Here is a 25,661-nt window from a genome sequence, read left to right on the forward strand (position 1 = left end):
GCCAGTTAAACATGCGATGCCCGGCAAATCAATGCCGCGGAAACCAGATGGCCGCATAGGCGCGGCGGTAACCGTTGTCCGGGTCGTAGCCAATGCTCAGATAACTATCGCGTATCGTCCGTTTGACCAGCAAATGCGGCTGGGTGATGTAAAGACTGGGCGGCTGCCCGGCAAAGGCCCGGTTCAGCTCGTCGGCCATCTGCCAACCATGCAGATGCAAGGGTTCGGCAATGGTCGCCTCCTGCATCAAGCCCGCTCGAATCCGTCTCATCGCACTCAGCGAGCCGTCCCCCAACGAGATATTCACGACAGAGGCGTTAAGCTTCCCCAGCGGATGGCCGATGGAATCGTAATACAAGTCGTTGATGCCTATGCTGTGGGTCCAGGCCTTGCCGTGGCGCTGATACAGCTCCGCCACTTTATCCGGCAGCAGCTGCTGGACCTGGGCCAGCGAAATGTCCTCCACCGCCAAAACCTTGCAGCGCTGGCACGCTTGCAGTTGCCTCACCGCTTGCCTGGTTTTGGCGGTGGCGATGGCGAAACGGCTATCGGTGAACAACACCACCCCGACCGGGCCGCGGCTGCTGGCCACGATGTAGTCGGCGGCGGCTTGCGCCGCGGCCAAGGGGCTGGTTGAGATATTGGTGAACAACACACCGGGCAAGGGGCCGGGCTTCTCGCCGGCATGCCAGCCAAGCACAATCACGCCTTGCGCATGCAAGCGTTGGATCTGCGGCAAAAACTCCTGAGCGTCGAAGCCCCCCAATGCCACGGCGGCCGGCCGTTCCCGTTGCGCGCTTTCCAGAAACTGGAGCAGCGAACTCCGCTGCCCCTGACCATCCAACAGCGTCAAGCGCCAGCCCAATAAACGTCCGGCCTCGGCCAAACCCCGGTACACCCCAACCACGCCGCCGTTGCGCAGATCCGAGGCCAAAAACCAGACGCTGCGGCCAGGCTCTACCGCCGGGCCGCTGACCGGACCATCCCACTCGATCCACTCCCGCGCCGGATTTTCCCTCGCTTGTGGAGCGTCAACGCCGGCATCCGTAGAGCCGCCGACGGCGAAGTCCACGCTAAGCAGACACAGAAGCAGCATGAGAAGGCGCAACATGGACCCACTATAGACCACAGCCGGGTCAAAACGGCACGCCATTCCCCGCCAGCAATTGACCCGCCACTTCCGCCGCCACGGCAAACAGCAGCGGCGACAGACGCTGCGCCTGCAAACCCGTCGCGCCATGCCGGCTGATCGCCGACCCGCTCCATGGCATGCTCTCGCCGATCAGGCAGGCGGTTAGCTTGCCGCCCCCTCGCTCAGCCGCGGCTTCAATCTCCGGCAGACGCCGACGCAAGGCGCGACACACCTCCCCCTCCGCCACAAAGGCTAACGCCACCCCGGCCGCCACGCGCCGGATGCGCAGGCAGAATGCGCCGATTCCCGGCACCGTCAGCCATAGCAGCAGGTCCAATTCGTCCAGCTCCGGCTCGGACTCGCGCTCCAGCGCATCCTCCACGCTCAGCGTCAGCGCCGGTCCGCCCCATAGCCAGAACGGCAGCGTCAGCGGCAGGGGCGGCTCGCCGGCGGCATTGCGCACTCCGGCCAAGGCCAGCTCCGGCAATTGTTGCAGCAAGGCTCCGGGCAAATGGCTGCCACCTGCCTGCTGGAATTGCGCCGCCGCCTGCGTCAGCCGTCCCAGCAAAGCCTGCCTCCAGGCCTGGGCCAGCTCGGCAGCGGCCGGCTGCGGCCTCTCCAGCCTGGGCATGGCGGCCTGCTCCAACTGCCAGGCGCGCGCCGGCGTTTCGCCTTCAGGCGCCGCGCCCTGACGCTCCAACTGCAGCGACAGCTTCAGCTGCGGCTGGGTGGCCAGCACCAGCACTTTCAACACCGCGCCGGGCGTCAACTCCGCCGCGCCTTGCGGCCAGGACGGCAAAGCCAGCTGGATGCCGTCGCCGCTCAACAGCGGCCGGCCGTCAGCCGCTCGGCGTAGCACCGCCTGCCACTGCCGGCCCGGCGCAAGCTCCGCGCCCGGCTGCGCGCCGTTCGAAATCGGCGCGCTCGGCGTGACCGGAGCCGCCGCCGTGATCGCTCGGATTGAAATAGCCTTGCTCCTTCAAAAAAACCGCTCACATGACGCAAAAAAGCCAGCCGCATACGCAGCTGGCTTTGGATACGCGCCGGATAATCGACGCGGAGTCGCGATTACTGCAGCAGGGACATGGCCAGGCTGCTCATGCTGCCGCTTTGCTTCAGCATGGAAGTGCCGGCTTGCATCAGCATTTGCTTGGAGGTCATGCTGGCGCTTTCGTTGGCGTAGTCGGTATCCATGATACGACCCTTGGCGGCCAGGGTGTTGTTGTTCACGTTGGCCAGGTTGTTGTTCACGTGGTCCAGACGGTTGGCGTTGGCACCCAGGGAGGAACGAACCGAACCCACCGAATCCAGAGCGGCCTGGATGGTATTGATGGTGTCGGTCTTGCCGATTTCATCGCCCTTGGCGGCTTTGTCCAGAGCGGCTTGGCCGTCTTGCTGAGCCTTCAGCGCAGTTTCGTAAGCCGTTTTCTTGGTCGCGTCAGTCGGAGCCGCGTCGTAAGCGGCTTTGGCGGTGTCAGTCGCAGTCACCAGAGCCGGCATCGCATCGGTAGCGGTCTTGACGGCGGCGGCGTAGGCGGTGCCGGCGGCGTCATCCTTGAAGAAGGTCTTGGAAACGCTGCCCAGCGCGTTGTTAAGCGCGGTCATGCCATCCTTCATGTTCACCGTCATGGATTCGTCGGCCGACGCGCCGATCTGGAACTTCATCTCTTCGGTCAGCTTGCCGCCTTGCAGCAGTTTTTCACCGCCGAAGGAAGTGTTCTTCATGATGTTGGTCAGTTCCTTGCCCAGTTCGGCAAATTCGGACTGCATCGCGCTCTTGTCGGCCTTGGTGGAGGTGGCGTTGGCGCCTTCGGTGGACAGGTCCTTCATGCGCTGCAGAATGTTGGACACTTCGTTCAGCGCGCCTTCTGCGGTTTGCAGCATGGAGATGCCGTTCTGGGCGTTCTTCATTGCCACTTGCATGCCGCGGCTTTGCGCGTCCAGACGGGTAGCAATCTGCAGGCCGGCGGCGTCGTCCATGGCGGAGTTGATGCGGAAGCCGGTGCCCAGACGGGTCATCGAGGTGGACAGCGCGGTTTGGGTGCCGGTCAGGTTGGACTTGGTATTCAGTGCGGCGATATTGGTGTGCAGGCTCAGCATAGCTTTGTGCTCCAGAAGTCAGGTTGGTTGGTCCGGCATCGCTGCCGTCACCCTCACAAGGCGGCCGTCGCGCGGCAAACTTAAATCCGCAGTCAGTGTGAAAAATCACATTGCTTGACGCTCTCGCGCCAACTGTTGAAAGCTCAAAGTCATAGCCACTGCCCGACACGCCCCATGCCCGCACTGACCGGCCAGCAGGCCCTGGCCCAGCTTTGGGCCGCCGCCGCCCTTGATCCCTCCGCGCTGGAGCGCGCGCTGCTGCCCGCCGGCGCGCCGCCTCTGCCATCCTCCTTTGCCGTCGGCGCCTTGGCCCAGGCCAGCATTGGCGCCAGCGCGCTGATGGCGGCGGAGTTCTGGCGTCTGCGCGGCGGCGCGGCTCAAACCGTCACAGTCGACCTGGCTCACGCCGCCGCCGAATTCCGCAGCGAACGCTATCTGCGCGTCGATGGCGCGCCGGCTCCTGAACTATGGGACGCCATTGCCGGCCCCTATCGTTGCGGCGATGGCCGCTGGGTGCGCATCCATACGAATTTCCCTCATCATCGCGATGGTATCCTGCGCTTGCTGGACTGCCGTCATGACAAGGACAGCGTGGCCGCCGCCTTGCAAGGCTGGCGGGCTTTCGAGTTTGAACAGGCGGTAGCCGAACGCGGCTTGGTAGCCACGGCGATGCGCAGCTTTGACGAATGGGACCAGCATCCGCAGGGCCAGGCCGTCGCCGCCCTGCCCTTGCTCGACATAAGGCGGATAGGCGATGCGCCGCCGCTGGCCCGCCCCTTTGCGCCCCGCCCCTTGCAAGGCATGCGCGTTCTGGATCTGACCCGCATCATCGCCGGCCCGGTGGGCGGCCGCACCCTGGCCGCGCACGGCACCGACGTGTTGCGCATCACTTCGCCGCGGCTGCCGTCCATCCCGCCGCTGGACATCGATACCGGCCGCGGCAAGCGCAACGCTGAGCTTGATCTGCGCCAGGCCGCCGACGGCGAACGACTGCGGCGCCTGCTGGCCGAGGCCGATGTCTTTGTTCAGGGCTACCGGCCCGGCGCTCTCGACGCGCTCGGCTTCGACCCGGAACAAGCCGCGCGCCTGCGGCCCGGCATCGTCTACGCCTCGCTGTCCGCCTACGGCCATGCCGGTCCCTGGGCCGAACGACGCGGCTTCGACTCGCTGGTGCAGACCGCCAGCGGCTTCAATCATGCGGAAGCCGCGGCATTCGGCGGCGAGCAGCCGCGCGCCTTGCCGGCCCAGGCGCTGGACCACGCCGCCGGCTACCTGCTCGCCTTCGGCATCGTCGCCGCGCTCGCCCGTCAGATGCGGGAAGGCGGCAGCTGGCAGGTGCAGGTTTCGCTGGCGCGGACCGGGCTCTGGTTACGCCAGCTCGGCGCCGACCAAGCCGCTTGCGCGGCGGCGGACCCCGGCCTGGAGCAAGTTGCGCCCTGGCTGGACGACTACGCGTCGGGCTTTGGAAACTTGCGCGCCGTCCGCCACGCGGCCCGGCTTTCCCTGACGCCGGCGCACTGGGCGCTGTCCTCGATGCCGCTGGGCAGCCACGCCACCGAATGGCTGCCGCGCTGAGCCGACAGTGGCGCGCGCCGGCGCAACTTGCTATCGTCGGCACTCCTGCCCAAGCGCCCACGGAGCATGCATGGATATCTCCTTCGCCGAACTGATCAGTCAGTACTGGTCCACCCCCAAGTGGGAAATCAATTTGCTAATCACGCTGAACCTGCTGGGCGGCCTGCTGCTGGGCTGTCTGGTGGGCTACGAGCGCTGGTTCAACGGCCGCGCCGCCGGCATGCGCACTTACGGCCTGGTGTCGATGGCCTCGGCCGCGGCCATCAGCATCGTCGGTTATTCCGGCTACTGGTACGGCGGCCTTTATCCCGACATGACCCACGGCGACATGACCCGGGTGGCCCAAGGCGTATTAACCGGCGTCGGTTTCCTTGGCGCCGGCATGATCATGAAGGAGGGCCTGACCATCAGCGGCCTGACCTCGGCCGCCTCAATCTGGATGTCCTCGGTGATAGGCATCCTGGTCGGCGTCGGCTTCTACGCCGCCGCCATTGCCATCACCCTGCTGTGCGTGCTGTGCATGCTATCCATCAATCAAATGGAGAACCGGCTGCCGCGCCGCTTCAGCCTGTTCATCGTCATCCGCTTCAAGCCGGAATACCAGTGGACGGTGCAAACGCTGAGCGCAGGCCTGCTTCGCTTCGGCGTGCGTCTGCACGAGGACAGCATCGCGCTGAACGCCGGTCCGGACGCCACCGAATGGAGCTTTCTGGTCTCAGCGCAAAACCGGCGCGACCTGATCAATGTCGTCGACCTGTCGCGTGAGATCATGCAGATCGACCACATCGAAACCCTCAGTATTCAGCCTGCGCGTAATTGAGGCTCCGGCCTGGCCGGCCGCCGCCGGCTAGGTGTTTCCACGCCATCAAGTTTCCCTCCGGATTGACGATATCTGTTCACCTACACTTCCTGTTCCGGAGCCTGCAATGCGAGTCGCGTCCATGGCGCTGTCGATGAGCAGCCAATACAGTTTCAGTCAAAGCCTCACCGTTCAACAACAAAGCCGCGCCTGGGTACAACTCCCTCCCGCCTCCGCCCCTGCGAAACCCTCCTCCGACGTCAGCCTGAGTCCTGATGGCATCAACGCTAGCGCCAAGAACAAGGAATTCTCCGATGGCATGACGCCGATGCTGGGGCTGATCAAGGACATTCTAGAAAAAGTGCTGGGCGTCAAATTCAAAGTGGTTGACGGCACTTTGCAGAGAGACGACGGCAAAGACCAGCCAGCGGCCGACTCGCGCCCCGCGCGTTCCGGTCAGTCCTCGGCGCCGCAGCAACTGCTCGTCGGCGGCGAGCTCAAGCAAACCGTCGACTACCAAGAAAGCGAAAGCCTGGCGTTTTCGGCCAAGGGTTCGATCAAGACCCAGGACGGTCGCGAGTTCAACTTCGCGCTGGACGTACAAATGAGCCGCAGCTTCGAGTACCACAGCAGCAACACTCTTCAGTTTGGCAACGGCAACGCCACCGACCCCTTAATGTTGAGCCTGGGCAACGATGCCGGCAGCTTCAGCGGCGCCAGTGTCAGCTTCGACCTGCAAAGCAACGGCAAGCAAACCCAGTTGCCCTTCATCAACAACGGCGGCTGGCTGACTCTGGATCGCAATGGCGACGGCAAGGTCAACGATGGCAGCGAGTTGTTCGGCACTCAATCGGGTAACGGCTTTTCCGATCTGGCCAAATTGGACGGCAATGGCGACAGGGTGCTTGATGACGGCGACGCTGCGTTCGCTCAATTAAAGCTCTGGTCCGGCCGAGACGGCGACAAGGATCAATTGATGGGCTTGAAGGAGTTGGGCATCGGCGCCATTTTGCTGCCCAGCGTGGACAGCCCGTTCAGCATCAAGAACGCAGACAATCAGTCCCAAGCCGACATCCGCCGTTCCGGCGTCTACCTGACTGAAGACGGCCGCGCCGGCCGTGTCAGCCAGGTGGATGTCTACGGTTGAATCCGCCAGCAGCAAATAGCAAAGGCCGCTTGCGCGGCCTTTGTCATATCCGGCGGACGCCGGTCAGGAGATATAGTTGAACAGCGAGAGCTGAGTCACCTTGTTGTAGGTCAGCTGGCTGTATTTCAACGAAGTCTGCGCCAGGGTGAAATCAGAGATCGCCTGCGGCATGTCCAGATCCTGCAAATCGCCAATGCTGCTGGCGTACTGCAATTTCAGGCTCCCCCCCACATTCTGCATATTATCGTTCTGCTGGCCGCGGGCGCCGATGGATGCTAAAGCCAGCGACATCTGCTGCTGGGCCGAGTCGATGGCGTTGATCGCGCTATTCAACTGAGCCCCGAAGTTGGCGGGCTTTGGATTCTGGCCCAACAGAGTGTTCAGCTGGATCAGGCCATCGAAGGCCGCGGTGGCGCTGCCCCCGGGCGTGCCGAACACCGTGCTGCCCGGATCGGAAATCGTCATTTGCTGCGAAGCGCTGATCTGCACGCTGCGCTGGCCGGTATCGCCCAGATACGAAGCCGGCGGCACCGCGGACAGGCTGACCGCGAAAGGCAGCGTATCGGTCTTGTTGCCGCTGAACAGATAATTGCCGCGGCCGTCGGTGGAGTTGGCGTAGGTCGTCAACTCGGTGATGCCCTCCTGCAACTGCTTCTGAATCGCCTGCAGCTCGGTTGGGCTCAACGCGCCGCTGCCGGCGGAAATCGCAAGGCTCTTCATGCTGGCCATCAGGTCCGACGAACTTTTGATCGCGGTCTCGGACAGCGACAGCCAGGAGCTGACCGCTTGGGTATTGCTGATGTACTGACTGTTCTGGCCTTGGGACTGGCTGATCAGCAGAATGCGCGCCGCGGCCACCGGATCGTCGGCCGGCGTCACCACCCGCTGCTGATTGTCGATCTGCATGGTGAGCTTGTAAATGCTGGCCTGTAAGCTCTGCATATTGTTCAGGCCGGACTGATAAATGTTATTGGAACTGATACGCATCGATCTCTCCTTAGCCCATCAGGTTCAGGATGCTGGAGAAGGTGGTTTGCGCCACCTGTATCACCTTGCTACACGCCTGATAGGACTGTTGATACTTGATCAGATTGGCCGCCTCCTGATCCAGGCTCACCCCGGTGACGTTGGACAGGCTTTCCGTGGTTTGCTTCAACGTATTCAGCATGGCCGCGGACTGCAATTGCGCAGTATTGGTCTGATTGCCCACCGAGGCCACCAGTGTCGAATAATAAGAACCGTAGGACTGATTCCCCATCAGCTTCAAGTTTTGCTGCGCCAGCAACTCGCGCAAATTGGTGTTGTCGCCCGGCGGCGGCTTGGTGCCGGCCGGGGCCGGCCCCACGGTGAAAGTCTGGCCGTTGATAGGCGCGCCGGACAGCTGAAAGCTGACGCCCACGTCCACCGGCGGCACCGCCGTTGTCTGCAACTTGAAGCTGTTGCTGGCCCCGCCACCCACCGGAACCACATTGTAAGGACCGCCGCCATTGGGGCCGGCGATGGTGGCGGTCATCGTCGCCGGGCTGCCGGAGGCGGTAATGGTCATCCCAGTCATGCCGATGGACGGGTGCGTACCGGTGCCGGGAAAAACCGGCGGCACGCTGTTGATGCTGCCCGCGTAACCGCCCGGCAGCGTGGCCCACACGCCGCTCATAGTGACGCCGTTGCCGCCGGCGCCGCCGGTGGACACCATATTGGAGGCTGTAGCCAGTTTATTGGGGTCGCCCATCAATACTTGCAGATTGCTCGCCGCATTCTGCGGGTTGGAGGCGTAGCTGCTCAGATCGTTGAAAATGGGCTGGCCGGCTGCGCCAGTGTTGTCCACGCCCAGCTGATTCTGATAATTAATTGAGGCGGAAAAATTGATCGCCATCGTTCCCAACTGCTGCCGGGCCTGCAGCAGGGGGCCATCGCGAAAGTTCAGCAAACCACCCAGTTGGCCGCCGGAGACTAGATTGTTCGGAATCGCCGTCACCGTGCCATTGGGGTTGTTGAACACCAATTGCAAGGTGGTGGGATCGCTGGGCAAAGGCTGCGTGGCCAGCGTGTTGGTCTGACCGCCGGTCACCAGGGTCTGACCGTTGCCGATATACACCGAGTAAGTCCCGTCCGCCTGCGGCACAGCCTTGGCGCTGACCAACTTGTTCAGCTCCAGCATGGCCTGATCGCGCTGGTCCATCAGCGTGTTGGGCTGCGCGCTCAACTGATTGCCGCCGGTCAATGCGGCGATTTCGGTATTGAGGCTGGCGATCTGCGTGGCCAGCGCGTTGATGCTGTCCACCGTGGTCTTGATCTGACCGTTGGCGCCGGACTGCAGCTGTTGCAACTGTCCGTCGATGGTGGCGAACTTGGTGCTCAAGGCCTGAGCCATGTTCAACACTGTCTGTCGGCTGGGAATGGCGTCCGGCTGCTGCGACAGCGTCTGCATCGCGCCAAAGAAATCCTGCAAGGCGGGGAGAATGGACACGTCGGTCGACGCCATCAGATTGTTGATCTGATTCAACTGCTTGACCTGGGTGCTGTAATAACTGCTGTTGGTCTGCGCGGTCTGCACCTGGCCAGACAGGAATTTGTCATAGGTGCGCAGCACATTGGTAACATCCACGCCCTGCCCCAGAAAGCCGAAGCCCGCATATTGCGGCGTGCGGCCGGCCTGGGTGATGTATTGAACGTTGTACCCCGGCGTGGAGACGTTGGCGATATTATTGCCGGTTACCGACAAAGCCGTTTGAGCCGCATTCAGTCCGCTCACGCCGATCGAGAAAATATTGGAGCCCATGATTTACCTCTGTTTGCTTTATCGGCCCGGCCCGCCAAAACTTGACCCTGAAACGCAAGTTCCGCTGCCGCAGCCTTGTCCTCAACTACGCGTGGTTTGCTGCGCCAATGTCGCCGCCACATCCACCAGCTTGCGCGCGTAGCGTGGATCGGTGGCGTAGCCGCCGGATTGCAGCGCATGCGCGAAACCATACATGTTCTGCCCTTGGTTCAACGCGCTCTTGTAGCGCGGCGAATCCTTCAACAAACGGGCATAGTCGCTGAAAGCCTCGGCGTAAGAACCATAGGCGCGGAATTTTTCCACTCGCTTTTGCGCGACCCCGCCTTCGTATTCGGTGGTCATCACGCTGACCGTGCGTCCCTGCCAATCCCCGCTGGCCTTGATGCCGAACAGATTATGACTGTTGCTGCCGTCCGGGTGGCGGATCGCCCGCTTGCCCCAGCCGCTTTCCAGCGCGGCATGCGCGACCACGGCTTCGGGCGCCACGCCCAACTGGGCTGCGGCCGTGCGGGCATGCGGCAACATCTCGGCGGCGAAGTCGCGGCTGCCGCCCCTGCCGGCCGTTTCGGCCTTGGCATGAGCCGCCGGGGCCGTCAAAGTCAGCCCCGCGCTGGCGGTCTGCTGCGCCTCCTGATAGGCCAGCAAGGCCTTGGAGCCGCCGGTGGGGCGCGCAGCCAGTTGCGGGCCGGAAGCGGCGTAAATCGTGTGCGCGCTCTTATCGTCCGGATCGAAATTCGACTGTTTGGCGATCTGGCGATACAACATGTCGCCCAAACCCAAACCGCCGTTGGAACTCAAAGCCTGAGTCAACTGCTGATCGTACAGGCCCTGGTAGGTGTTCAAATCGTTGGATTCGCCTTCCGGGTCGAACTTGGTCTCGCGCATATTCTTGAGCAAGGTGTTCATCAATAAGGCCTCGAACTGCGACGCAACCTGCCGCGCCGCGCCCTTGGGGTCTTTGATCGCCTGTGCCCGCAGCTCATTCAGCTGGCTCGGATCCACAGCCAACTGCCGGTTTAGCAAATCGTTGGCGCTCATGGCGCCGGCATTGATGGGCTGAATCGTCATTTCTCGCTCCTGGATCTCATCTAAAAGCAAGATTCGGGCCAGAAAAAAGACGGCCGCTTGGCCGTCTTTTCCTTTGCCGCCCTCGCAAGGCTCAGATGATCTGCAAGTCCGCTTTCAACGCGCCGGCGGACTTCATCGCCTGCAAAATGGAAATCAGATCCTGAGCATTCGCGCCCAGCGCGTTCAGCGCCGCCACCACCCGCGACAGATTGGCGCCGTTGGGCACGTTGATCAGCTTGCTCCCAGGGGTGTTGATGCTGATGTCCGTCTGATTGGTCACCGTGGTCTTGCCGCCGGACAACGGGTTGGGCTGACTCACTTGCGGCGTGTTGCTGACGGTCACGGTCAGATTGCCGTGCGACACCGCGCACGGTGCCAAGGTCACTGCCTGGTTCATCACGATGGAGCCGGTGCGGGCGTTGATAATGACGGTGGGGGAAACATCTGCCGGGTCGACGGCAATATTTTCCATCTTGGCCAGAAACTGCACACGCTGATCCGGGGCGAACGGCGCGCGCACTTCGATCAGCCGGCCGTCCACCGCGCGCGCGGTGCCCTGGCCGAACGATTTGTTGATTGCCTGCACCACACGGTTGGCAGTGGTGAAATCGGACTCGCGCAGCTCCAGATTGATGAACTCGCCGGACCCCAGCGCAGTGGGCACTTCGCGCTCCACTGTGGCGCCGGCTGGAATGCGGCCCACGCTAAGCTGATTGATCTGGGCGGAGCTGCCGCCCGCCGAGGCGCCGGCGCCGCCGACGACCACATTGCCCTGCGCCATCGCGTAGATCTGACCATCCGCGCCTTTTAGCGGCGACAACAGCAAGGTGCCGCCGCGCAGGCTTTTGGCATCGCCAATCGACGAAGCCGTCACGTCTATGGCCTGCCCCTGCCGCGCAAACGGCGGCAAGGTCGCAGTCAGCGTGACCGCGGCGATATTCTTGGGATCGAGCTTGGTGCCAGGAGGCACTTGTACGCCCAACTGGTTCAACATATTGGACATCGCCTGGCCGGTGAACGGCGAAGAGGTGACTTTGTCGCCGCTGCCGTCCAGACCCACCACCAGGCCATAACCTATCAGTTGGTTGGGACGCACCCCGCCGATATTGGTCAGATCCTTCAAACGTTGCGCCGCCAAGGCAGGGAACAGCGCCAGCGCCAACAACATCCCTAACATCAATCGCTTCATTTTCCGCCCGCTTTCAGCCCGCCGCGCCCGCCAAGCGGCCGCGGCGGGCCGGTCATCCGTTAAATCGGCAATATACTCATGAAAAACTTGGTGAGCCAGCCCGGCTCATTGTACAGCCGGTGCGTGCCCTTGGTCTGCTGTTCGATGCGGGCGTCCGCCACCTTGAGCGAAGACACGCTGCGATCCGCGCTGATATCGCGCGGGTTGACCACGCCGGACAGGCGGATCGACTCGGTATCGCTGTTCACGCGCACGACTTTCTCGCCGCTGATCGACAGATTACCGTTGGGCAACACCTCCAACACCGTGACAGTGATGGAGCTGACAAAGGAGGTGGCCACCTTGTTGTCGCCCTTGCCGGTATTGTTGGCCGAGCCCGTGCCGCCAAAATTGGCGCCGGCCAAGCCACCGGCGGCGCCGCTGGGCAGGAAGGGAATCTTGATGCCGGCGTTGATGCTGCTGTTCAGACCCGAAGTGCGGGTATTGGTTGTCTGCTCCGACGCCGACGTGGACGAGTTTTCCTGGATGTTCACCGTCAAGGTGTCGCCGACATAAGCAGGCATCCGGTCCTGAAACAACGGCCGGTAACTGGCTACCTGGAAAATCGACCCATTGGTGGGCATGCTGACCGGCTGCGGTTGCGGACGCGCGCTGGTGGGTTGCTGCACAAGCGGCGGCTCCTGGGTCACGCAAGCGCTTAGTAGTGCGGCCAGCATCGCCGCTATCGCCATCGCCTTCATCAAACACCTCGTCAATTCAAATCTCAATCGGCCGCCTTCCACCGGCGGCCCGCTTCCGCTTACAGCTGGCTCAGTTTCTGCAGCATCTGGTCCGCAGTGGTGATCGCCCGCGAGTTCATTTCAAACGCGCGCTGCGCAGTGATCATATTGACCAGTTCCTCGGTGACGTTGACGTTGGACGCCTCCACGAAACCGGAGCGCACCGCGCCTCGGGTATCGGTCTGCGGATCCCCATCCTGCGGATCGCCGGAGGATGCGGACTGCAAATACAGGTTGTTGCCCACGCTCTCCAGGCCCTGCGGGTTGATGAAGGTGGTGAGCTGGATGGTGCCCGCGGTTTGCGCCGCCGGGTTGTTGGGCAAGAAGTACTGCACCACGCCGGCGGTGGACACCGTAATCTGGTTGGCGGTGCCGGGAATGTTGATATTGGGGTTCAGCGGATAGCCGTCCGGATTCACCACGTCGCCGTTGGAGTTGCGCTTGAACTCGCCGTTGCGGGTATAGGCGGTGGTGCCGTCCGGCAGTTGGATGCGGAAGAAGCCCTCGCCGGCGATCGCCATGTCCAGCGGCTGCCCGGTCTGAGTCATATTCCCCTGGGAGTGGATGCGGGCGGTGGCCACCGCCGCCGAGCCGGTCCCCACCTGCAGACCGGTGGGCGTGGTGTTGCCGTTGGCCAGCTGCGCGCCGGGCTGACGCAAGGTCTGGTAATACAAGTCCTCGAAAATGCCGCGGCTGCGCTTGAAACCCACGGTGTTGACGTTGGCCAGGTTATTGGACACCACGTCCAGTTGAAACTGGCTGGAATCCATGCCGGTCTTGGCGATGTACAGTGCGCGCATCATGGCTTGTTTACCTCGTCTCCAGAACCGCGCAGCCTCTACCGGGCCGCCGCGGCGAAATCTTGTCTTATTGGTTTAACCGTTGGTGGACAACAACTGAGCCGCCTGCTGATCGCCTTGCTGCGCGGTCTGCATCAATCGGACGTTGAGGTCGTACTGGCGGGCGTGGGAAATCATCTGCACCAGGCTTTCCACCGAATTGACGTTACTGGCCTCCAGCATTTCCGGCACCAGCTTGACATTGGCGTCGGCTGCCGCGTTGCCGCCGCCGTTGATGCGAAACAGACCGTCCTCGCCCTTGTACACGTCCTTAGGGCCGGGGTTGACCATCTTGATCTGCCCGACCAGCTGCGGCGTGCGCACCACGCCGGACAGCGGAATCGCCATGACCGAGCCATCTTCGCCCAATTGAATGCGGGAACCTGTAGGGACAACAATGGGGCCGCCGTCGCCCATGATGGGCAGGCCGGAGCGGGTGCGCATCATGCCGGTGGCGTCGAGCACATAGCCGCCATCGCGCGTATAGGCTTCGGCGCCGTCCGGCGCCTGTACCGCGAAGAAGCCCTTGGAACCGATGGCGAAGTCGCTAGCGTTACCTGTGTGCATCAGACTACCCTGGCTCAGATCGTGGCCCACGGTATTGTCCACCACATAGGTCCGGGTCGGCGCGCCCTCTCCCACCACCGGCAAGGCGCGGAACGCCACCACATCGGCCTTGAAGCCGTTGGTGTGCACATTGGCCAGATTGTTGGCGGTAGTGGCTTGCTGCCACATCACGTGCTTGGCGCCGTTCATCGCCAAGTAAAGCATTCTATCCATCGCGCGCGCTCAGCTCATCAGATGTTAAGCAAGGTCTGCACCAGGGTGTCCTGGGTTTTGATGGTCTGCGCATTGGCCTGGTAATAGCGCTGCGCGGTAATCATATTGACCAGCTCCGCGGTCAGATCGACGTTGGAATCCTCCACCGCTCCGGCCTGAATAGTGCCGGTATTGCCGGTGCCTGGCGCGTTGTAGGAGGCAATCCCTGAATCGTAGGTCTGCGCCCACAAATTATTGCCCTTGGACTGCAAGCCTTGCGGATTGATGAAGTTGGCGAGAGCAACCTGACCTATGGTCTTGGTCTGGCCGTTGGTGAACGTCGCCTGGATGATGCCGGAGGACGAAATATTGATGCCCTTCAAGTTGCCCGGCGCGGAACCGTCAATGGTCGGCGGAGTGGTCACGCCGAAATTCTGACCCACCTGAGTGGAACCGGTAAAGCTGAAGGCCACAGTCTGCGGCACCGCCGAGCCGTTGAGCGGGCTGGGGGTGAAATTGATATTGAACGGTCCGGGCGTGGTCAGTACGCCAGAGGTATTGAAGGTCAGCGAAAAATTGTTGCTGTTGGGCGGCGTGTTATTGGCCGGGTTGCCATCCACATAGGCGGTCGCGGTCCAGGTTCGGCCGGCGGCGGTGGGCGTGCCGGCGACATAGTACATGGTCACCTGATGCGGGTTGCCCAACGAATCGTAAACCGTATTGGTGTTCGACCAGTTGTAGGAGGCTGAATTAGTCGGGTCCAGCGGCGCAACAGTCGGCACGGTACTGCGAGAATCCAGGTTGATGCCGAGGGTGGCCTTGGTGGTGGCCTGCGGCGACACCAAGTTGGAGTTCAGCTGTATTTTGCTGACCGGCCCCTGGGAGATATTACCGGCGGCGTCCGCCTGCCAGCCCTGCAGGAAGTTGCCGTTATTGACCACATAACCCTGATTGTTGATCTGGAATTGGCCATTGCGGGTATAGGACAAGGTGCCGTCCGGCTGGGCCACGGTGAAAAAGCCGCCGTTGTTGATCGCCAAGTCAAGGCTGCGGCCGGTGGTGGTCACGTTGCCGTTGCTCATGTTCTGCGTCACCGCGGCTACCTTGACGCCAATGCCCGGCGTAGTGGTGGCGATGCCGTACAAGGTATTGCCGTACATGTCGGCAAACTCCGTGCGCGAACTCTTGAAGCCCACGGTGTTGGCGTTGGCCACGTTGTTGCCGATGGTATCCAGTTGGGTGGAGGCGGCGTTCAAGCCACTTAAACCTTGTTGAAAGCCCATGATGTCAGTCCTTGAAGTCGAATGAGGTCAGCGGGATCAGGCGGTCATTTGCGCCACGTCGCCCAACTGGGCGCGACTGCCGTCCGGCAGCACCAGCTCGGGAATGCCCTGATCCCAGGCCACTGCGGTTACTGTCTGCGTGTTGTAGGCCACGGCCTTGGTGCTGCCGTTGGCGCTGGCTTGCGTCACGTCGGCGCTGAAGCTGTATTTGCCGGCCGGCACCACTTCGCCCTTGTCGTTCTTGCCGTCCCAGCTGAAGGTGTTGACGCCGGCCACCGGCTTGTCGATGGTCATGGTGCGGACCACATTGCCGTTGGCGTCCTTGACGCTGACTTTCACCGTCTGCGCCGGGCCGTTCAGCAACACGCCGGCCGGGGTGGTGCCGCCATCCGGCGGTTTGGGCAGGCTGCTGCCGGCCACCAGCACTTTTTTGCCTATCATGCCGGACGCCATCAGAGACTGTGACGCCGCCTGCGCGCCGATCAGCGCCTGCATAGACTGGTTCAGCTGCTGAATGCCGCCCACCTGGCTGATCTGCGCCATCTGGGACGTCATCTGGCTGTTGTCCATCGGGTTCATCGGGTCTTGGGAACGCATCTGAGCCACGAACAGTTTCAGAAAAGTGCTCTGAATGTCGTTGGCGCTGGAGCCGACCACGCCGGAATTGCTCTTGCTGCCGTTGACGCTGCTGTTCGGGTTGGTCTGAGTCTGACTATTCAGTACGTCATAAGGGTTTGCGCTAGCCATTGCCGTTACTCCTCTCGCCTCACTGGCCCAGCTGCAGCACTTTCTGCTGCAGCGTCTTGGCCGTATTCATGATTTCGACATTGTTCTGATAAGCGCGGGAGGCGGCGATCATGTCGGCCATCTCCTCCACCGGGTTCACATTGGGCATCGTCACGTAGCCGCGCTGATCGGCCAGCGGATTACCCGGATCGTACTTGAGCCGCGGCGGGGTCTGGTCTTCTACCACCGCGGTCACGCGCACGCCGGCCACCTGCGGCTGCGCCGCCGTCACCGGAATCGCGGTGAACACCGCGTGACGCCCTTTGTAGGGCTCGCCGGTGGAGCTGGTCGAGCTTTCCGCGTTGGCGATATTGCTGGCCACCAGGCTGAGGCGCATCGATTGCGCCGACATCGCCGAACCGGAAATGGAAAACACATTGGACAAAGACATCAGCTATTGCCTCCCTGGCCCTGGATCGCCGAACTCAGGCCGCTGATCCGCTTGTTCAGAAAAGTCAGCGTCGACTGGAAGCGGACCGCGTTGTCGGCGAAAGCCGCCCGCTCCACATCCATGTCCACGGTGTTGCCGTCCACGCTGGGCTGCACTGCCGCGCGGTATTGCAGCGCGGCACCGTTGCCCGCGCCGCCGGCCCCGGCAAGGTGGCGGGCATCGGTCAGATTCATCGCCAAACGACCCTGCGCATCCGTTTGCGCCTGCAAGGCCTTGCCGAAGTCGAAATCCACCGCTTTGTAGTTAGGGGTTTCGTCATTGGCGATATTGCTGGCCAGCACCTCGGTGCGATAGGCCCGCAAATTCAGCGCTCGCTGCTGAAAGTCGAAATGTTTGGCGATTTTGTCTAGCATGTCAGCCTCCTTGAGACGACGTTAAAGCAGGAAGCGTGCCAAGCCACCGCGTCTCGACAGCCCTTTGATTTTCCTGAGCAATACGCCACACCCTCGGCCACAGCGGCCCAAACGGCAACAATGGGCGGCAAGATTTGCCGCCCCCGGCCGAAGCGACAGATTTTGCTTGCCGCACCGCGCAATTCGTGCCAAACCAACATAAGAACCATTGAAGACGCGCCCGGGATCGTCGACACTTACGCATTGGCCAACGGTTGCGGACGGCTTTGACAAAATTAGAGAATACAGGCGGGGGAAGAGGCATGCTGGAAGTACAACATTTAATCATCTCGCTGGCTGAGCCTTCGCATGTGCAGGCGCAGATCATCAGCAAGGCGTTGGGGGAGATGGGCATCTCCAAAGTGGAGGTCCACCCCAACGGCGAAGCGCTGCTCAGCCGTGCGCGCGAGTCGCGCCCCGACTTAGTGATCAGCGCCTATTACCTGCCGGACATGACAGGTCAGCAGTTACTGCAACAGATGCGCGAAAGCGCCGACCTCAGCGGCATGCCTTTCATTCTGGTTTCCAGCGAAACCAATCCGGAACGGCTGGAACCCATCCGCCAGGCGGGCAGCCTGGGCATCCTGCCCAAGCCCTTCACCAATGGCCAACTGGACGAGGTGCTGGCCAACGCGCTGGACTTCATCAACACCGAGAGCCTGGCCATGGAGGTGGACACGGATCTGGCCAATGTCCAGGTGTTGATCGTAGACGACAGCCACACCTCGCGCCGCCATGTGCGCGCCGTGCTGGAGCGACTGGGCTTCGAACACTTCACCGAAGCCGCCAGCGGGACCGACGCGCTGCCGCTACTGGAGAGCGAAAGCTTTCAACTGATCATCGTCGACTACCACATGCCCGGCATGGATGGCTGCGAACTAGCTCGCCACATCCGTCAAAACAGCATCCAGGGGCGCACCCCCATCCTGATGATCACCAGTGAGACCGACCACGACCGGCTGGCCGAAGTGGAAGCGGCCGGCGTCTCGGCCTGCTGCGACAAGCCTTTCTCCACCAATAAGCTGAGAGACACCATCCGCGAACTGCTGCAGGAATACTGAGAACCAGCTCAAAGCCCTTGCACGCGAGACTTTTAACAGGCCCTAAACAGTCAATCGTCTTTTTTACTTAGGCGCCACCCACACCAGCCGCGAATTCGCCTTGGCCTCGCCAAACGCCTGTCGCCGCCAGTAACCCTGAGTCGCATAAGTCTGCGCGGCGTCCAGCTCGGGAATGCGGCAGAAGTTCACCTCGCTGAAGCCGGCCTTCAGCAATTGACTGCGGCCGCGCTGCCGAGTTTTGGCGCAAGTCGGCGCGCCGGCCTGCTCCACCCATGACTCCGGCGCACCCGACTGCCAGGACAGCTCTCTCTCCAGCTTGGGCTGAGTCATCATGGCAAGGCCATTGAGCACCGCGGCCAACAAGGCTTGCCAACGCTCCGCCACCTCCGTTATCTGCGGCGCCAGTTCGCCCGGATAGGTGACCAGCAAAGCTTCCACCGCGTCGGACTCATGCAGCCATTGCGCGGCGTCGCGCGAAAACCCTTCCTCCACCAAGGTCAGCAGCAAGGCCTTGCGCTCCGGCTGATGCGAGACGAAAGCCCCGCCGCCTCCGGGCACATGCAGAAAGAAGGCGTCGGCCGGCAAATTCAACGTATCCGGCAATTGCGAGGGCAGCCGAGTGTGGGCCAAGGCCCGCACCAAGCCGTCGTCCAGATGGGAAATCACGCGGCCATGACGAGCGAAACAGCCCCAGGACTCCGCCAAAGCCAGTTCGGCGACAATGGTCTGCTGCTTTACTGTGAACACCTGGGCGGCGCGTTCCAACTCGCGCTTGATCACTTCCTTCATTTCCTTGCGCGCCGCCGACGGTTGCAAGGCCTGAACATACAACTGGCTGACGCGCTTGGCCCAAGGACGGGAGGCCGCATAACGCTGCACGGCATACATCATTCCCTACCCCTTTCCTGAAACAAAAAAGGGCGCATTGTAACAAAACGCCCCCGCGCGCCCAAGCCGGGATCCGGACTCACCCGTCGCCCCCCCTCTTGCCAGCCGGACGGACTCGGCTTTCCGCAATACCTGAATACAGCCACTGCCGGAAATGATTCAAGGTCATCGGCTTGCCAAAATAAAAGCCCTGCAAATACTCGAAGCCCTTCACATTCAGATAGCTTTGCTGGCCCTGGGTCTCCACCCCTTTCACGATGACCTGCACCCCCATTTCGTTGGAAGATAAAAGCAGGCCATCCAGAATATTCCCTTTCAGGCTGTCCTGACCCAAGGCCGACACGTAACCTTTCTCAACCTTCAGATAATCGAAGCCCCAGCGGCTCAGATAGGCCTTATCGGCATAGCCGGCGCCGAAGTCGTCCAAGGCCAGCCTCACGCCCATCTGCCGTAAGCCGTTGATCACCTTTTGCGCGCCGGAAGCCTCTTGCAACGGAGCCCTCTCCGACACCTCCAACACCAGCTGAGCCTGCTTTTCACGCAATAGATTAACCAGCGGCCGGCAATCTTCCAGCAATTCGGGCAAAGCCAGGTGATCGGTAGAGATATTGACTCCAACCATAAAGCCCGGAGGCAATACGATCTGCTTCAACTCCTCGGCCACCCTCCGCAGCATATAGCGTGTCAGCGGCACAATCATACCGGCTTCAATCGCGGTCTGAATGAAGAGTTCGGAGCGCACATTGCCCTGGACCGGGTGCCGCCAGCGCGCCAGCACCTCTACTCCGACACATTCGCCACTAGCCGCGGTGACGATGGGCTGGTAATGGGCGAAAAACTCTTTTTGCCGAATCCCCTCGGATATCTCCCACCCCGTCGCCTTGCGCCCACCGGAACCGCGACGCGCCCCCCAAGCGACGCCGCCGCCCAAGGCTGCGGCCGCCAACAGGGCCAACCATTGGGTTTGCAATGCCAACAAGGGCGCGGCCGCCCACTGCGGCGCCGCCAGCACACCTATGCGCGCCGGCGCGGACGGCACCCATACCACCTCTCCGCCCGTATCCGCCCCCTGATCCCTCACCTCGCCGTTGGCGGCCAGCGCCCGCCCCCCGGCCAGCAAGCGCACTTTCAAACCATCACGCTCGGCCAACGCCAATTGAGCCACCAAGGGCCCTGCGTCCAACTCAATCACCCCTGCGGCATGCCCCAACCGCAACCCCGGCAACAGCTGGCCATTGCCAGCCGGCAACAAGCTCGCCCCATTCTCAAACCCTGCCACCCCCTCCGAAACGCCGCGCCGGGAGGCACACTGCGCGCCGCCGGCGCCGTGCGCCAAGGCGAAGCGCGCCAGCGACGTGCGCTGAACCAATTCAGCCAAAGCCTGGGTTTGAGCGCGGCAATCCGGCTCCGACGGCGGCAGCCCGTCCAATCGCGTCAGCGCGGCGAACGCGGGCGACAACTGCCAGGTCAGCTGCCCGACAACCAACTCGGCCCTCTCCCTGGCCGCCGACTGCATCCGCCACGTCGTCAACGCCAGCGCCAAGACCATCGTCAGCGCCAAGGCCAAACCGACGCAAACGACATAGGCCGCGCCAGAGGAGCAGGACATCAGCCAGGCATGCATCCGGTCCGTGCTTGCGAATCTGTTCTTTCCACTCATTGCCAGCCCTCAACGAAGGTTTCACGCATGGCCCGTCATCGTTGAAGTGTAGTTAGAACCTCGCAAATCTCCACAAGCCAACGCCGCGCTTCCGGAGCCGAATCCTCACCCGCCATCGCGAGCAAGCGGCAGTTTTTTTGGAAAATCGTCGCGGCAAGCAGCAAACAATCAAATACTTAGCCGGCATGTTTTTAAAAAACAGTTGTAAAGCCGCCCGATTTACCGTATAGTCCGGCCTCTTGTGTTTCCACCGGGCATTCCAAACCACGCCTCAGCCCGAGTGAGATTGCTTCATCGTCCCTGACCATTTCCAGGCTTCGTCCACGCTTATAATGTCGCATCAGACTGGACCGCTGTTCGCCGCTTGTCAGGTTAGTGCCGATGATTTACGGCTTAAAGGCGCCGTATAACCGACCGCCACCAACCTGGCTATTAAGTGACGCCGGCAGTAACCGGCCTGAAAGGACATCATGCATTTTTCCGATCTGGGCATCGCCCCGACCATCCTGCGCGCTCTGGAAGCCGCCGGCTATTCTTCCCCTACCGAAGTACAGGCTCAAGCCGTGCCCGCCGCCATCGCTGGCCGCGACCTGCTGGTATCCGCCCAAACCGGTAGCGGCAAGACCGCAGCCTTCCTGCTGCCGGCGCTGACCAAGCTGTCCGAGCGCTCCACTGGCAAAGGCCAAGGCCCGCGCGTACTGGTATTGTGCCCGACCCGCGAACTGGCTCAGCAAGTGGAAAAGAACGCGCTGGAATACGGCAAGGACCTGCGCTGGATGAAAACCGTCTGTCTGGTGGGCGGCTCCTCCTTCGGCTACCAAACCCGCGCGCTGTCGCGTCCGGTAGACCTGATCGTGGCCACTCCCGGCCGTCTGATGGACCACATGCGCTCCGGCCGCATCGACTTCTCGCGCCTGGAAATGCTGGTGCTGGATGAAGCCGACCGCATGCTGGACATGGGCTTCATCGAAGATATCGAAACCATCGTCAAAGCCACTCCGGACACCCGTCAGACCGTGCTGTTCTCCGCCACGCTGGACGGCACCGTCGGCCGCATGGCCGAGAAGATGACCCGCGACCCGCAGCGCATCGAAATCGCCCGCACCGAAACCTCGGGCGGCACCATCGAAGAGCACCTGCTGTACGCCGACGATTTGAACCACAAGCATCGTCTGCTGGATCATATTCTGAAAGAGTCCGGCTTCGACCAGTGCGTGATTTTCTCCGCCACCAAAGCCTACTCCGAAGAACTGGCCGACAAACTGTCCGACCAGGGCTATTCCGCCGCCTGCCTGCACGGCGACATGCCGCAAAGCTGGCGTAACCGCACGCTGAACGATCTGCGTCGCGGCCGTATCAAGATCCTGGTGGCCACCGACGTGGCAGCCCGCGGCATCGACGTGCCCACCATCACCCACGTGGTGAACTTCGACCTGCCGAAACAAGCTGAAGACTACGTGCACCGCATCGGCCGCACTGGCCGCGCCGGCCGCGACGGCACCGCCATCACCCTGGCGGAGTCCAAGGAGTTCCACAAGGTTCGCCGCATCGAGCAATACCTGAAGCGTCAGATCACCGAAGGCGTGATCGAAGGCATGGAACCGACCCGTCGCCCGCCGAAAGGCCCGCGTCGCAACGCCAACGGCAAAGGCGGCTACGGTGATCGCCGTCCGGGCAGCGGCGGCGGTCGCGGCGGCTACGGCAATCGTCGCGAAGGCGGCTACCAAGGCCAACGCCGCGAAGGCGGTTATCAGGGCAACCGCGGCCCGCGCAGCACCCAACAGCAGTAAATCTCAGACGCCCCCGGCAGCGGGGGCCGCTGAAACAGAACGCCATCGGCTCGCCGATGGCGTTTCGCATTTCAAGTGCGGTCCGCCCGTCCGCGCAAAGCCAAGGCCAGGAACAGCCAGGCGCCGTGCGGCAGCCACTGCTCGGTCCAACGCCAGGACTGGCTGATATCGGTCTGTTCCGGGCTCAGGAAGGCAACGCCGTCGTCCACGCCCGGCGCGGCGGTGATCCCGTTGCAGACTCCGCCGCAGGCGTTGTAATAGCCGGGCTCGTAACGCGGATTGTTGCGCCCCCAGCCCTGCAGCATGCAGACATCGAAGGGGTTGCGCCCCAAAATCCAGTCCAGCGCGCCCTGGGCGTAAGCCCGCAGGGGATCGCCCTCCCCTTGCGGCTCCTGTTGCGCCAGGCCGCAAGCCGCCGCCGCCAGCGAGGCCAGCCGCGCATTTTCCCCCTGCCACCAGTAGCCGCTGCCATTCTGCTGCGGCATGAAAAAGCGAGCCACGCCCTCCTCGCCGTTGCGGGCCACCCATTGCCGCGGATAAGCGAAAGGGTTTCCCGCCGCCGCCGTCAGCGTCATTTCCGCCTCCATCCCGCGCCGGACCGCCCGCCGCGCATCGCTCGCCAGCGGCGACGCCGGCAATACCGCGGCGAAGCGCAGCAAGGCCAGATAAGGCAGGCCGGCTTCGACCGCGTGAAAATAGCTATGCCGCCGCTGCGCGTCCATCCAGAGACGACCGGCCTCGTCCTGCTGCGCCAACATGCGCCGCGCGCGGCGGTCGGCGGCATCGGCGAACACCGGCTCGCCGCTAGCCGCGTATAGTTCGCAGGCAGCCAACAGCGCGCAGTAATCGTCGATCAGGTTTTCACAGCCATCGTCCAGATAACGCGCATTGTATTGCTGCAGATGGGCGAAGCCGCGCCGCGCCGCGGCCAGATAATCGCCACGGCCGAACTCCCCGTCGCGCGGCAGTTCCGCAGCGCGCGCCAGCGCGGCGATCGCCAGGCCTCCCCCCTGGCGAAAACCGGCCTGGAAGGCGCCTGATCTGACACCACGCTGAGTGGTGAAAGCACACAGCTCGCGCTGCTCCGGCGCCTTGCTCCAGCCATCGAACAAGGTCACGTAGAAAAAGCCGGACGAGTGCTGCATGCGCAACAGAAAATCCGCTCCGTGCAAAGCCTCGTCCACCATGCGCTCGTCGAACCAGCGCGGCTGCGGCGGCAAAGCGTCGCGGCCCGCCATCAGGCACCAGGCCAGCAGCGGCGTCTGCTGAGGATTCATGAAGTTGGCGTAGGATAGATGGGACAGGTATTTGGAACAGTCGCCGGAAGCGTCGAACCAACCGCCGCGCGCATCCCGCCGCGCCTCTCCGCCCCACTCCGGCGCGGTTCGATCCGCCTGGTCGTAAAGACCGGTGCAACGCTGCGACTTAAAATAATGCAACAGATCGGACAGCATCTGGCTGCCCAGGCAATCAGGCCCTACCACGAACTCGTGACTGATCACCGGCGGCGCGCTGTCCCGTAACCACAGCCGGTAACGTCCCGGCTGCGTCCAGCCGCTGAAATCCGCCAGCCAGTAGTGCCATTCCGGCCAGCCCTCCGCCATGCCCTGCGGCCTCAAGGGAATGTCGGCCGCGATCCGTCCCTCCCCATCCAACAAGGCTAGCGTCGCAGGCCCAGCCCCGGCAGGCGCTTGCAACAAGGCCTGCTTGGGCGCTTGGGGTTCAAAACCAACATGATTCAGCAGAATCTTCATGGCGCGTCTCCCGGCTAATAAGTAAATCGTTTTGCCTTAATGCCGGGCAATATTTACGCGCCAAGACGCCCAGGTCAAGCCATTGACATAAATAGACGCCGCATCAAACCTTGAGCAGCACTTCGTACTGCGGATTGAATTCATCAAAGATTGGCAGCGCCGCCGCGCCCAGCGCCACCGTGTCGCGGCCGGCGCTCCCCAGCAACACGCGCGGGCCGCAGCTTTGCCGGATAGACCCCGGCAGCGGATGCAGCCGTTGCTCCAGTTGCTCTAGCAAGGCTTGCGGCAGGAAACCGCCAATCACCACCGCCTCAATATCCAACAGGCTCTCCAGGATATTGATCGCCTGGCGCAGCGGCGGCGCGGCGGTAGCCAGCCAGCGTTCCATGCCGTAGCAGATCTCCGGCGTCGGCCGTTCCAGGCTGCGCGCAGCCAGCTCGGCGTCGTCGGCCAGCCCCAAGGTTTCGTACAATGCGCGCAGCGATACATAACGCTCCAGACAGCCATGGTTGCCGCAATCGCAAGGTCTTCCGTCCGGCATCACGATCATGTGGCCGATCTCGCCTGCATTGTGGCGGACGCCCGCGTACAGCCTCCCGTCCAGAAACAAGCCCGCGCCCAGCCCGGCGCCGATGAACAGATAAACGAAATTGCGCAGCGCGGCGGCGCGGCCGTATAGCCGCTCCCCGATGGCCGCGGCGGTAGCGTCCTTTTCAAGCAAGACCGGCAGATCCAGCCTGCGCTCCAGTTGCGCCGCCGCATCCACCTCTTCCCAGCCCGGCAAGGTGGTAGGGCCCACCGAACTCATGCCCTCAACGCCGAATGGACCCGGCATCACCAGTCCCAAGCCCAATACCCGCCCCCAGTCTATTCCGGAGTCCGTGCGCAACCGGCCCACCACCTCTTCGATCAAGGGCAGGGCCAGCTGTGGATCCGGCCGCTGCACCGGCGCCTCCACCCGCGCGCGGCATTGCCCGGCCAGGTCCACCGCTACCGCGATCAGCGACTGTGTGTCCAACTGAATGCCCAGCGAGTAGGCGCCGTCGGGATTGATGCTCAGCGGTATCGCCGGCTGGCCGCGCGCGCCTTCGCGCATCGGCTCCCCCGCCAACAACATGCCGCCGTCCAGCAATTCCGCCGCGATATTGGACACCGTTTGCGGCGTCAACGCGGTCAACCGAGCCACCTCGGCGCGGGTCAGCTGCCCGTTCAGGCGTATGGTTTCTATCACCGCGCGGCGGTTGTGCGCGCGGGCATGTTCCAGATTGGTCCCCGCCACCGTGCGCGAGTCCCGACCTGCGGGAATGGATTTCATGGAGGCAGTATGGCGACCCGGCGCAGGGCGGACAAGCGCGCCGGCAAGGCCTGTTGCATCGGCGGCGACTGCCGGGCCGTGTTGTCGCCACAATTAAATAAATCAACTTGACGAA

General features: G+C 62.6%; 23 protein-coding genes. 5 read left to right on the plus strand and 18 right to left on the minus strand.

All coding sequences use genetic code 11. The features are described 5' to 3' along the window. Positions 1-28: 28 nt before the first annotated feature. From MOV80_RS17245 to MOV80_RS17255, 3 genes are all read right to left on the minus strand, one after another. Positions 29-1,096: a hypothetical protein gene (locus MOV80_RS17245; RefSeq protein WP_019104195.1), complete on the minus strand. Its 1,068-nt coding sequence runs from the start codon at positions 1,094-1,096 to the stop codon at positions 29-31. A 40-nt stretch (positions 1,097-1,136) separates the two neighbouring features. Continuing rightward, positions 1,137-1,991 carry a hypothetical protein gene (locus MOV80_RS17250; protein WP_118267923.1) on the minus strand — a complete coding sequence of 285 codons (855 nt, stop codon included), beginning with the start codon at positions 1,989-1,991 and terminating at the stop codon, positions 1,137-1,139. A 209-nt stretch (positions 1,992-2,200) separates the two neighbouring features. Next, positions 2,201-3,232, minus strand: a complete 1,032-nt coding sequence (locus tag MOV80_RS17255; protein WP_118267925.1) for a flagellin — start codon at positions 3,230-3,232, stop codon at positions 2,201-2,203. A 174-nt stretch (positions 3,233-3,406) separates the two neighbouring features. Here MOV80_RS17255 and MOV80_RS17260 point away from each other — a divergent pair, with 174 nt between their 5' ends. The 3 genes from MOV80_RS17260 (at position 3,407) to MOV80_RS17270 (ending at position 6,753) form a co-directional block, all read left to right on the plus strand. Next, positions 3,407-4,807: a CoA transferase gene (locus MOV80_RS17260; RefSeq protein WP_118267927.1), complete on the plus strand. Its 1,401-nt coding sequence runs from the start codon at positions 3,407-3,409 to the stop codon at positions 4,805-4,807. 70 nt (positions 4,808-4,877) lie between these two features. Beyond that, positions 4,878-5,627 (plus strand): MgtC/SapB family protein, encoded by a 750-nt coding sequence (locus MOV80_RS17265; RefSeq protein ID WP_043593006.1) that lies wholly within the window; start codon positions 4,878-4,880, stop codon positions 5,625-5,627. Positions 5,628-5,733: 106 nt separating this feature from the next. Next, positions 5,734-6,753, plus strand: a complete 1,020-nt coding sequence (locus tag MOV80_RS17270) for a hypothetical protein (protein ID WP_146176133.1) — start codon at positions 5,734-5,736, stop codon at positions 6,751-6,753. 63 nt (positions 6,754-6,816) lie between these two features. On the opposite strand, the gene flgL is transcribed toward MOV80_RS17270, so the two are convergent. The 11 genes from flgL to flgB all read right to left on the minus strand — a co-directional run bounded on the left by flgL (position 6,817) and on the right by flgB (position 17,039). After that, positions 6,817-7,740 carry a flagellar hook-associated protein FlgL gene (gene flgL, locus MOV80_RS17275; RefSeq protein ID WP_019101936.1) on the minus strand — a complete coding sequence of 308 codons (924 nt, stop codon included), beginning with the start codon at positions 7,738-7,740 and terminating at the stop codon, positions 6,817-6,819. Between the two features lie 10 nt (positions 7,741-7,750). Beyond that, a complete protein-coding gene (gene flgK / locus MOV80_RS17280) occupies positions 7,751-9,532 on the minus strand; it encodes a flagellar hook-associated protein FlgK (protein ID WP_019101935.1) in 1,782 nt (593 codons plus the stop codon). Positions 9,533-9,613: 81 nt separating this feature from the next. Next, complete coding sequence (gene flgJ / locus MOV80_RS17285) at positions 9,614-10,600, minus strand: flagellar assembly peptidoglycan hydrolase FlgJ (protein ID WP_233423350.1); 987 nt, start codon at positions 10,598-10,600, stop codon at positions 9,614-9,616. 91 nt (positions 10,601-10,691) lie between these two features. Next, positions 10,692-11,777 carry a flagellar basal body P-ring protein FlgI gene (locus MOV80_RS17290; RefSeq protein ID WP_249605340.1) on the minus strand — a complete coding sequence of 362 codons (1,086 nt, stop codon included), beginning with the start codon at positions 11,775-11,777 and terminating at the stop codon, positions 10,692-10,694. Positions 11,778-11,848: 71 nt separating this feature from the next. Beyond that, positions 11,849-12,544 carry a flagellar basal body L-ring protein FlgH gene (locus MOV80_RS17295; RefSeq protein ID WP_233423349.1) on the minus strand — a complete coding sequence of 232 codons (696 nt, stop codon included), beginning with the start codon at positions 12,542-12,544 and terminating at the stop codon, positions 11,849-11,851. A gap of 44 nt (positions 12,545-12,588) precedes the next feature. Next, the gene (flgG, locus tag MOV80_RS17300) at positions 12,589-13,371 is read right to left on the minus strand and encodes a flagellar basal-body rod protein FlgG (protein ID WP_043593001.1); all 783 of its coding nucleotides are present in this window, start codon (positions 13,369-13,371) and stop codon (positions 12,589-12,591) included. Positions 13,372-13,443: 72 nt separating this feature from the next. Continuing rightward, positions 13,444-14,187 carry a flagellar basal body rod protein FlgF gene (locus tag MOV80_RS17305; RefSeq protein WP_039754246.1) on the minus strand — a complete coding sequence of 248 codons (744 nt, stop codon included), beginning with the start codon at positions 14,185-14,187 and terminating at the stop codon, positions 13,444-13,446. A 17-nt stretch (positions 14,188-14,204) separates the two neighbouring features. Continuing rightward, the gene (gene flgE, locus MOV80_RS17310; RefSeq protein WP_043592998.1) at positions 14,205-15,449 is read right to left on the minus strand and encodes a flagellar hook protein FlgE; all 1,245 of its coding nucleotides are present in this window, start codon (positions 15,447-15,449) and stop codon (positions 14,205-14,207) included. A gap of 36 nt (positions 15,450-15,485) precedes the next feature. Next, the gene (locus MOV80_RS17315) at positions 15,486-16,196 is read right to left on the minus strand and encodes a flagellar hook assembly protein FlgD (protein WP_107732563.1); all 711 of its coding nucleotides are present in this window, start codon (positions 16,194-16,196) and stop codon (positions 15,486-15,488) included. A 19-nt stretch (positions 16,197-16,215) separates the two neighbouring features. Continuing rightward, complete coding sequence (flgC, locus tag MOV80_RS17320) at positions 16,216-16,626, minus strand: flagellar basal body rod protein FlgC (RefSeq protein ID WP_019102824.1); 411 nt, start codon at positions 16,624-16,626, stop codon at positions 16,216-16,218. Next, positions 16,626-17,039: a flagellar basal body rod protein FlgB gene (flgB, locus tag MOV80_RS17325; protein ID WP_019102825.1), complete on the minus strand. Its 414-nt coding sequence runs from the start codon at positions 17,037-17,039 to the stop codon at positions 16,626-16,628. The genes flgC and flgB overlap by 1 nt, the downstream gene beginning before the upstream one ends. A 302-nt stretch (positions 17,040-17,341) precedes the next feature. On the opposite strand from flgB, the gene MOV80_RS17330 reads away from it, so the two are divergent. Beyond that, positions 17,342-18,139: a response regulator gene (locus MOV80_RS17330; protein ID WP_019102826.1), complete on the plus strand. Its 798-nt coding sequence runs from the start codon at positions 17,342-17,344 to the stop codon at positions 18,137-18,139. A 63-nt stretch (positions 18,140-18,202) separates the two neighbouring features. Here the strand turns inward: MOV80_RS17330 and MOV80_RS17335 are convergent, their stop codons facing one another. Further along, positions 18,203-19,030: a hypothetical protein gene (locus MOV80_RS17335; protein ID WP_107732564.1), complete on the minus strand. Its 828-nt coding sequence runs from the start codon at positions 19,028-19,030 to the stop codon at positions 18,203-18,205. A gap of 76 nt (positions 19,031-19,106) precedes the next feature. Then, positions 19,107-20,636, minus strand: coding sequence for an EAL domain-containing protein (locus MOV80_RS17340; RefSeq protein WP_233423348.1), 1,530 nt, complete (start codon positions 20,634-20,636; stop codon positions 19,107-19,109). A 521-nt stretch (positions 20,637-21,157) separates the two neighbouring features. On the opposite strand from MOV80_RS17340, the gene MOV80_RS17345 reads away from it, so the two are divergent. Beyond that, entirely contained in the window at positions 21,158-22,477 is a 1,320-nt protein-coding gene (locus tag MOV80_RS17345; protein WP_019102829.1) for a DEAD/DEAH box helicase, read from the plus strand. A gap of 71 nt (positions 22,478-22,548) precedes the next feature. Here MOV80_RS17345 and MOV80_RS17350 read toward each other — a convergent pair whose 3' ends face one another. Together MOV80_RS17350 and MOV80_RS17355 are read right to left on the minus strand one after the other, a co-directional pair. Next, positions 22,549-24,231, minus strand: a complete 1,683-nt coding sequence (locus MOV80_RS17350; protein WP_249605341.1) for a glycoside hydrolase family 9 protein — start codon at positions 24,229-24,231, stop codon at positions 22,549-22,551. A 103-nt stretch (positions 24,232-24,334) separates the two neighbouring features. Next, a complete protein-coding gene (locus tag MOV80_RS17355; protein WP_118267932.1) occupies positions 24,335-25,546 on the minus strand; it encodes an ROK family transcriptional regulator in 1,212 nt (403 codons plus the stop codon). Between the last annotated feature and the right edge of the window lie 115 nt (positions 25,547-25,661).

The organism is Chromobacterium sp. IRSSSOUMB001, from assembly GCF_023507765.1.
Classification (GTDB): domain Bacteria; phylum Pseudomonadota; class Gammaproteobacteria; order Burkholderiales; family Chromobacteriaceae; genus Chromobacterium; species Chromobacterium haemolyticum.

Excerpts from the sequence above, each read along its gene's own strand:
- MOV80_RS17245 (WP_019104195.1), bottom strand. The coding sequence starts at position 1,096 with ATGCTGCTTCTGTGTCTGCTTAGCGTGGACTTCGCCGTCGGCGGCTCT.
- MOV80_RS17255 (WP_118267925.1), bottom strand. The coding sequence starts at position 3,232 with ATGCTGAGCCTGCACACCAATATCGCCGCACTGAATACCAAGTCCAAC.
- MOV80_RS17260 (WP_118267927.1), top strand. The coding sequence starts at position 3,407 with ATGCCCGCACTGACCGGCCAGCAGGCCCTGGCCCAGCTTTGGGCCGCC.
- MOV80_RS17265 (WP_043593006.1), top strand. The coding sequence starts at position 4,878 with ATGGATATCTCCTTCGCCGAACTGATCAGTCAGTACTGGTCCACCCCC.
- MOV80_RS17270 (WP_146176133.1), top strand. The coding sequence starts at position 5,734 with ATGCGAGTCGCGTCCATGGCGCTGTCGATGAGCAGCCAATACAGTTTC.
- flgL (WP_019101936.1), bottom strand. The coding sequence starts at position 7,740 with ATGCGTATCAGTTCCAATAACATTTATCAGTCCGGCCTGAACAATATG.
- flgK (WP_019101935.1), bottom strand. The coding sequence starts at position 9,532 with ATGGGCTCCAATATTTTCTCGATCGGCGTGAGCGGACTGAATGCGGCT.
- flgJ (WP_233423350.1), bottom strand. The coding sequence starts at position 10,600 with ATGACGATTCAGCCCATCAATGCCGGCGCCATGAGCGCCAACGATTTG.
- MOV80_RS17290 (WP_249605340.1), bottom strand. The coding sequence starts at position 11,777 with ATGTTAGGGATGTTGTTGGCGCTGGCGCTGTTCCCTGCCTTGGCGGCG.
- flgG (WP_043593001.1), bottom strand. The coding sequence starts at position 13,371 with ATGATGCGCGCACTGTACATCGCCAAGACCGGCATGGATTCCAGCCAG.
- MOV80_RS17305 (WP_039754246.1), bottom strand. The coding sequence starts at position 14,187 with ATGGATAGAATGCTTTACTTGGCGATGAACGGCGCCAAGCACGTGATG.
- flgE (WP_043592998.1), bottom strand. The coding sequence starts at position 15,449 with ATGGGCTTTCAACAAGGTTTAAGTGGCTTGAACGCCGCCTCCACCCAA.
- MOV80_RS17315 (WP_107732563.1), bottom strand. The coding sequence starts at position 16,196 with ATGGCTAGCGCAAACCCTTATGACGTACTGAATAGTCAGACTCAGACC.
- flgC (WP_019102824.1), bottom strand. The coding sequence starts at position 16,626 with ATGTCTTTGTCCAATGTGTTTTCCATTTCCGGTTCGGCGATGTCGGCG.
- flgB (WP_019102825.1), bottom strand. The coding sequence starts at position 17,039 with ATGCTAGACAAAATCGCCAAACATTTCGACTTTCAGCAGCGAGCGCTG.
- MOV80_RS17330 (WP_019102826.1), top strand. The coding sequence starts at position 17,342 with ATGCTGGAAGTACAACATTTAATCATCTCGCTGGCTGAGCCTTCGCAT.
- MOV80_RS17335 (WP_107732564.1), bottom strand. The coding sequence starts at position 19,030 with ATGATGTATGCCGTGCAGCGTTATGCGGCCTCCCGTCCTTGGGCCAAG.
- MOV80_RS17340 (WP_233423348.1), bottom strand. The coding sequence starts at position 20,636 with ATGTCCTGCTCCTCTGGCGCGGCCTATGTCGTTTGCGTCGGTTTGGCC.
- MOV80_RS17345 (WP_019102829.1), top strand. The coding sequence starts at position 21,158 with ATGCATTTTTCCGATCTGGGCATCGCCCCGACCATCCTGCGCGCTCTG.
- MOV80_RS17350 (WP_249605341.1), bottom strand. The coding sequence starts at position 24,231 with ATGAAGATTCTGCTGAATCATGTTGGTTTTGAACCCCAAGCGCCCAAG.
- MOV80_RS17355 (WP_118267932.1), bottom strand. The coding sequence starts at position 25,546 with ATGAAATCCATTCCCGCAGGTCGGGACTCGCGCACGGTGGCGGGGACC.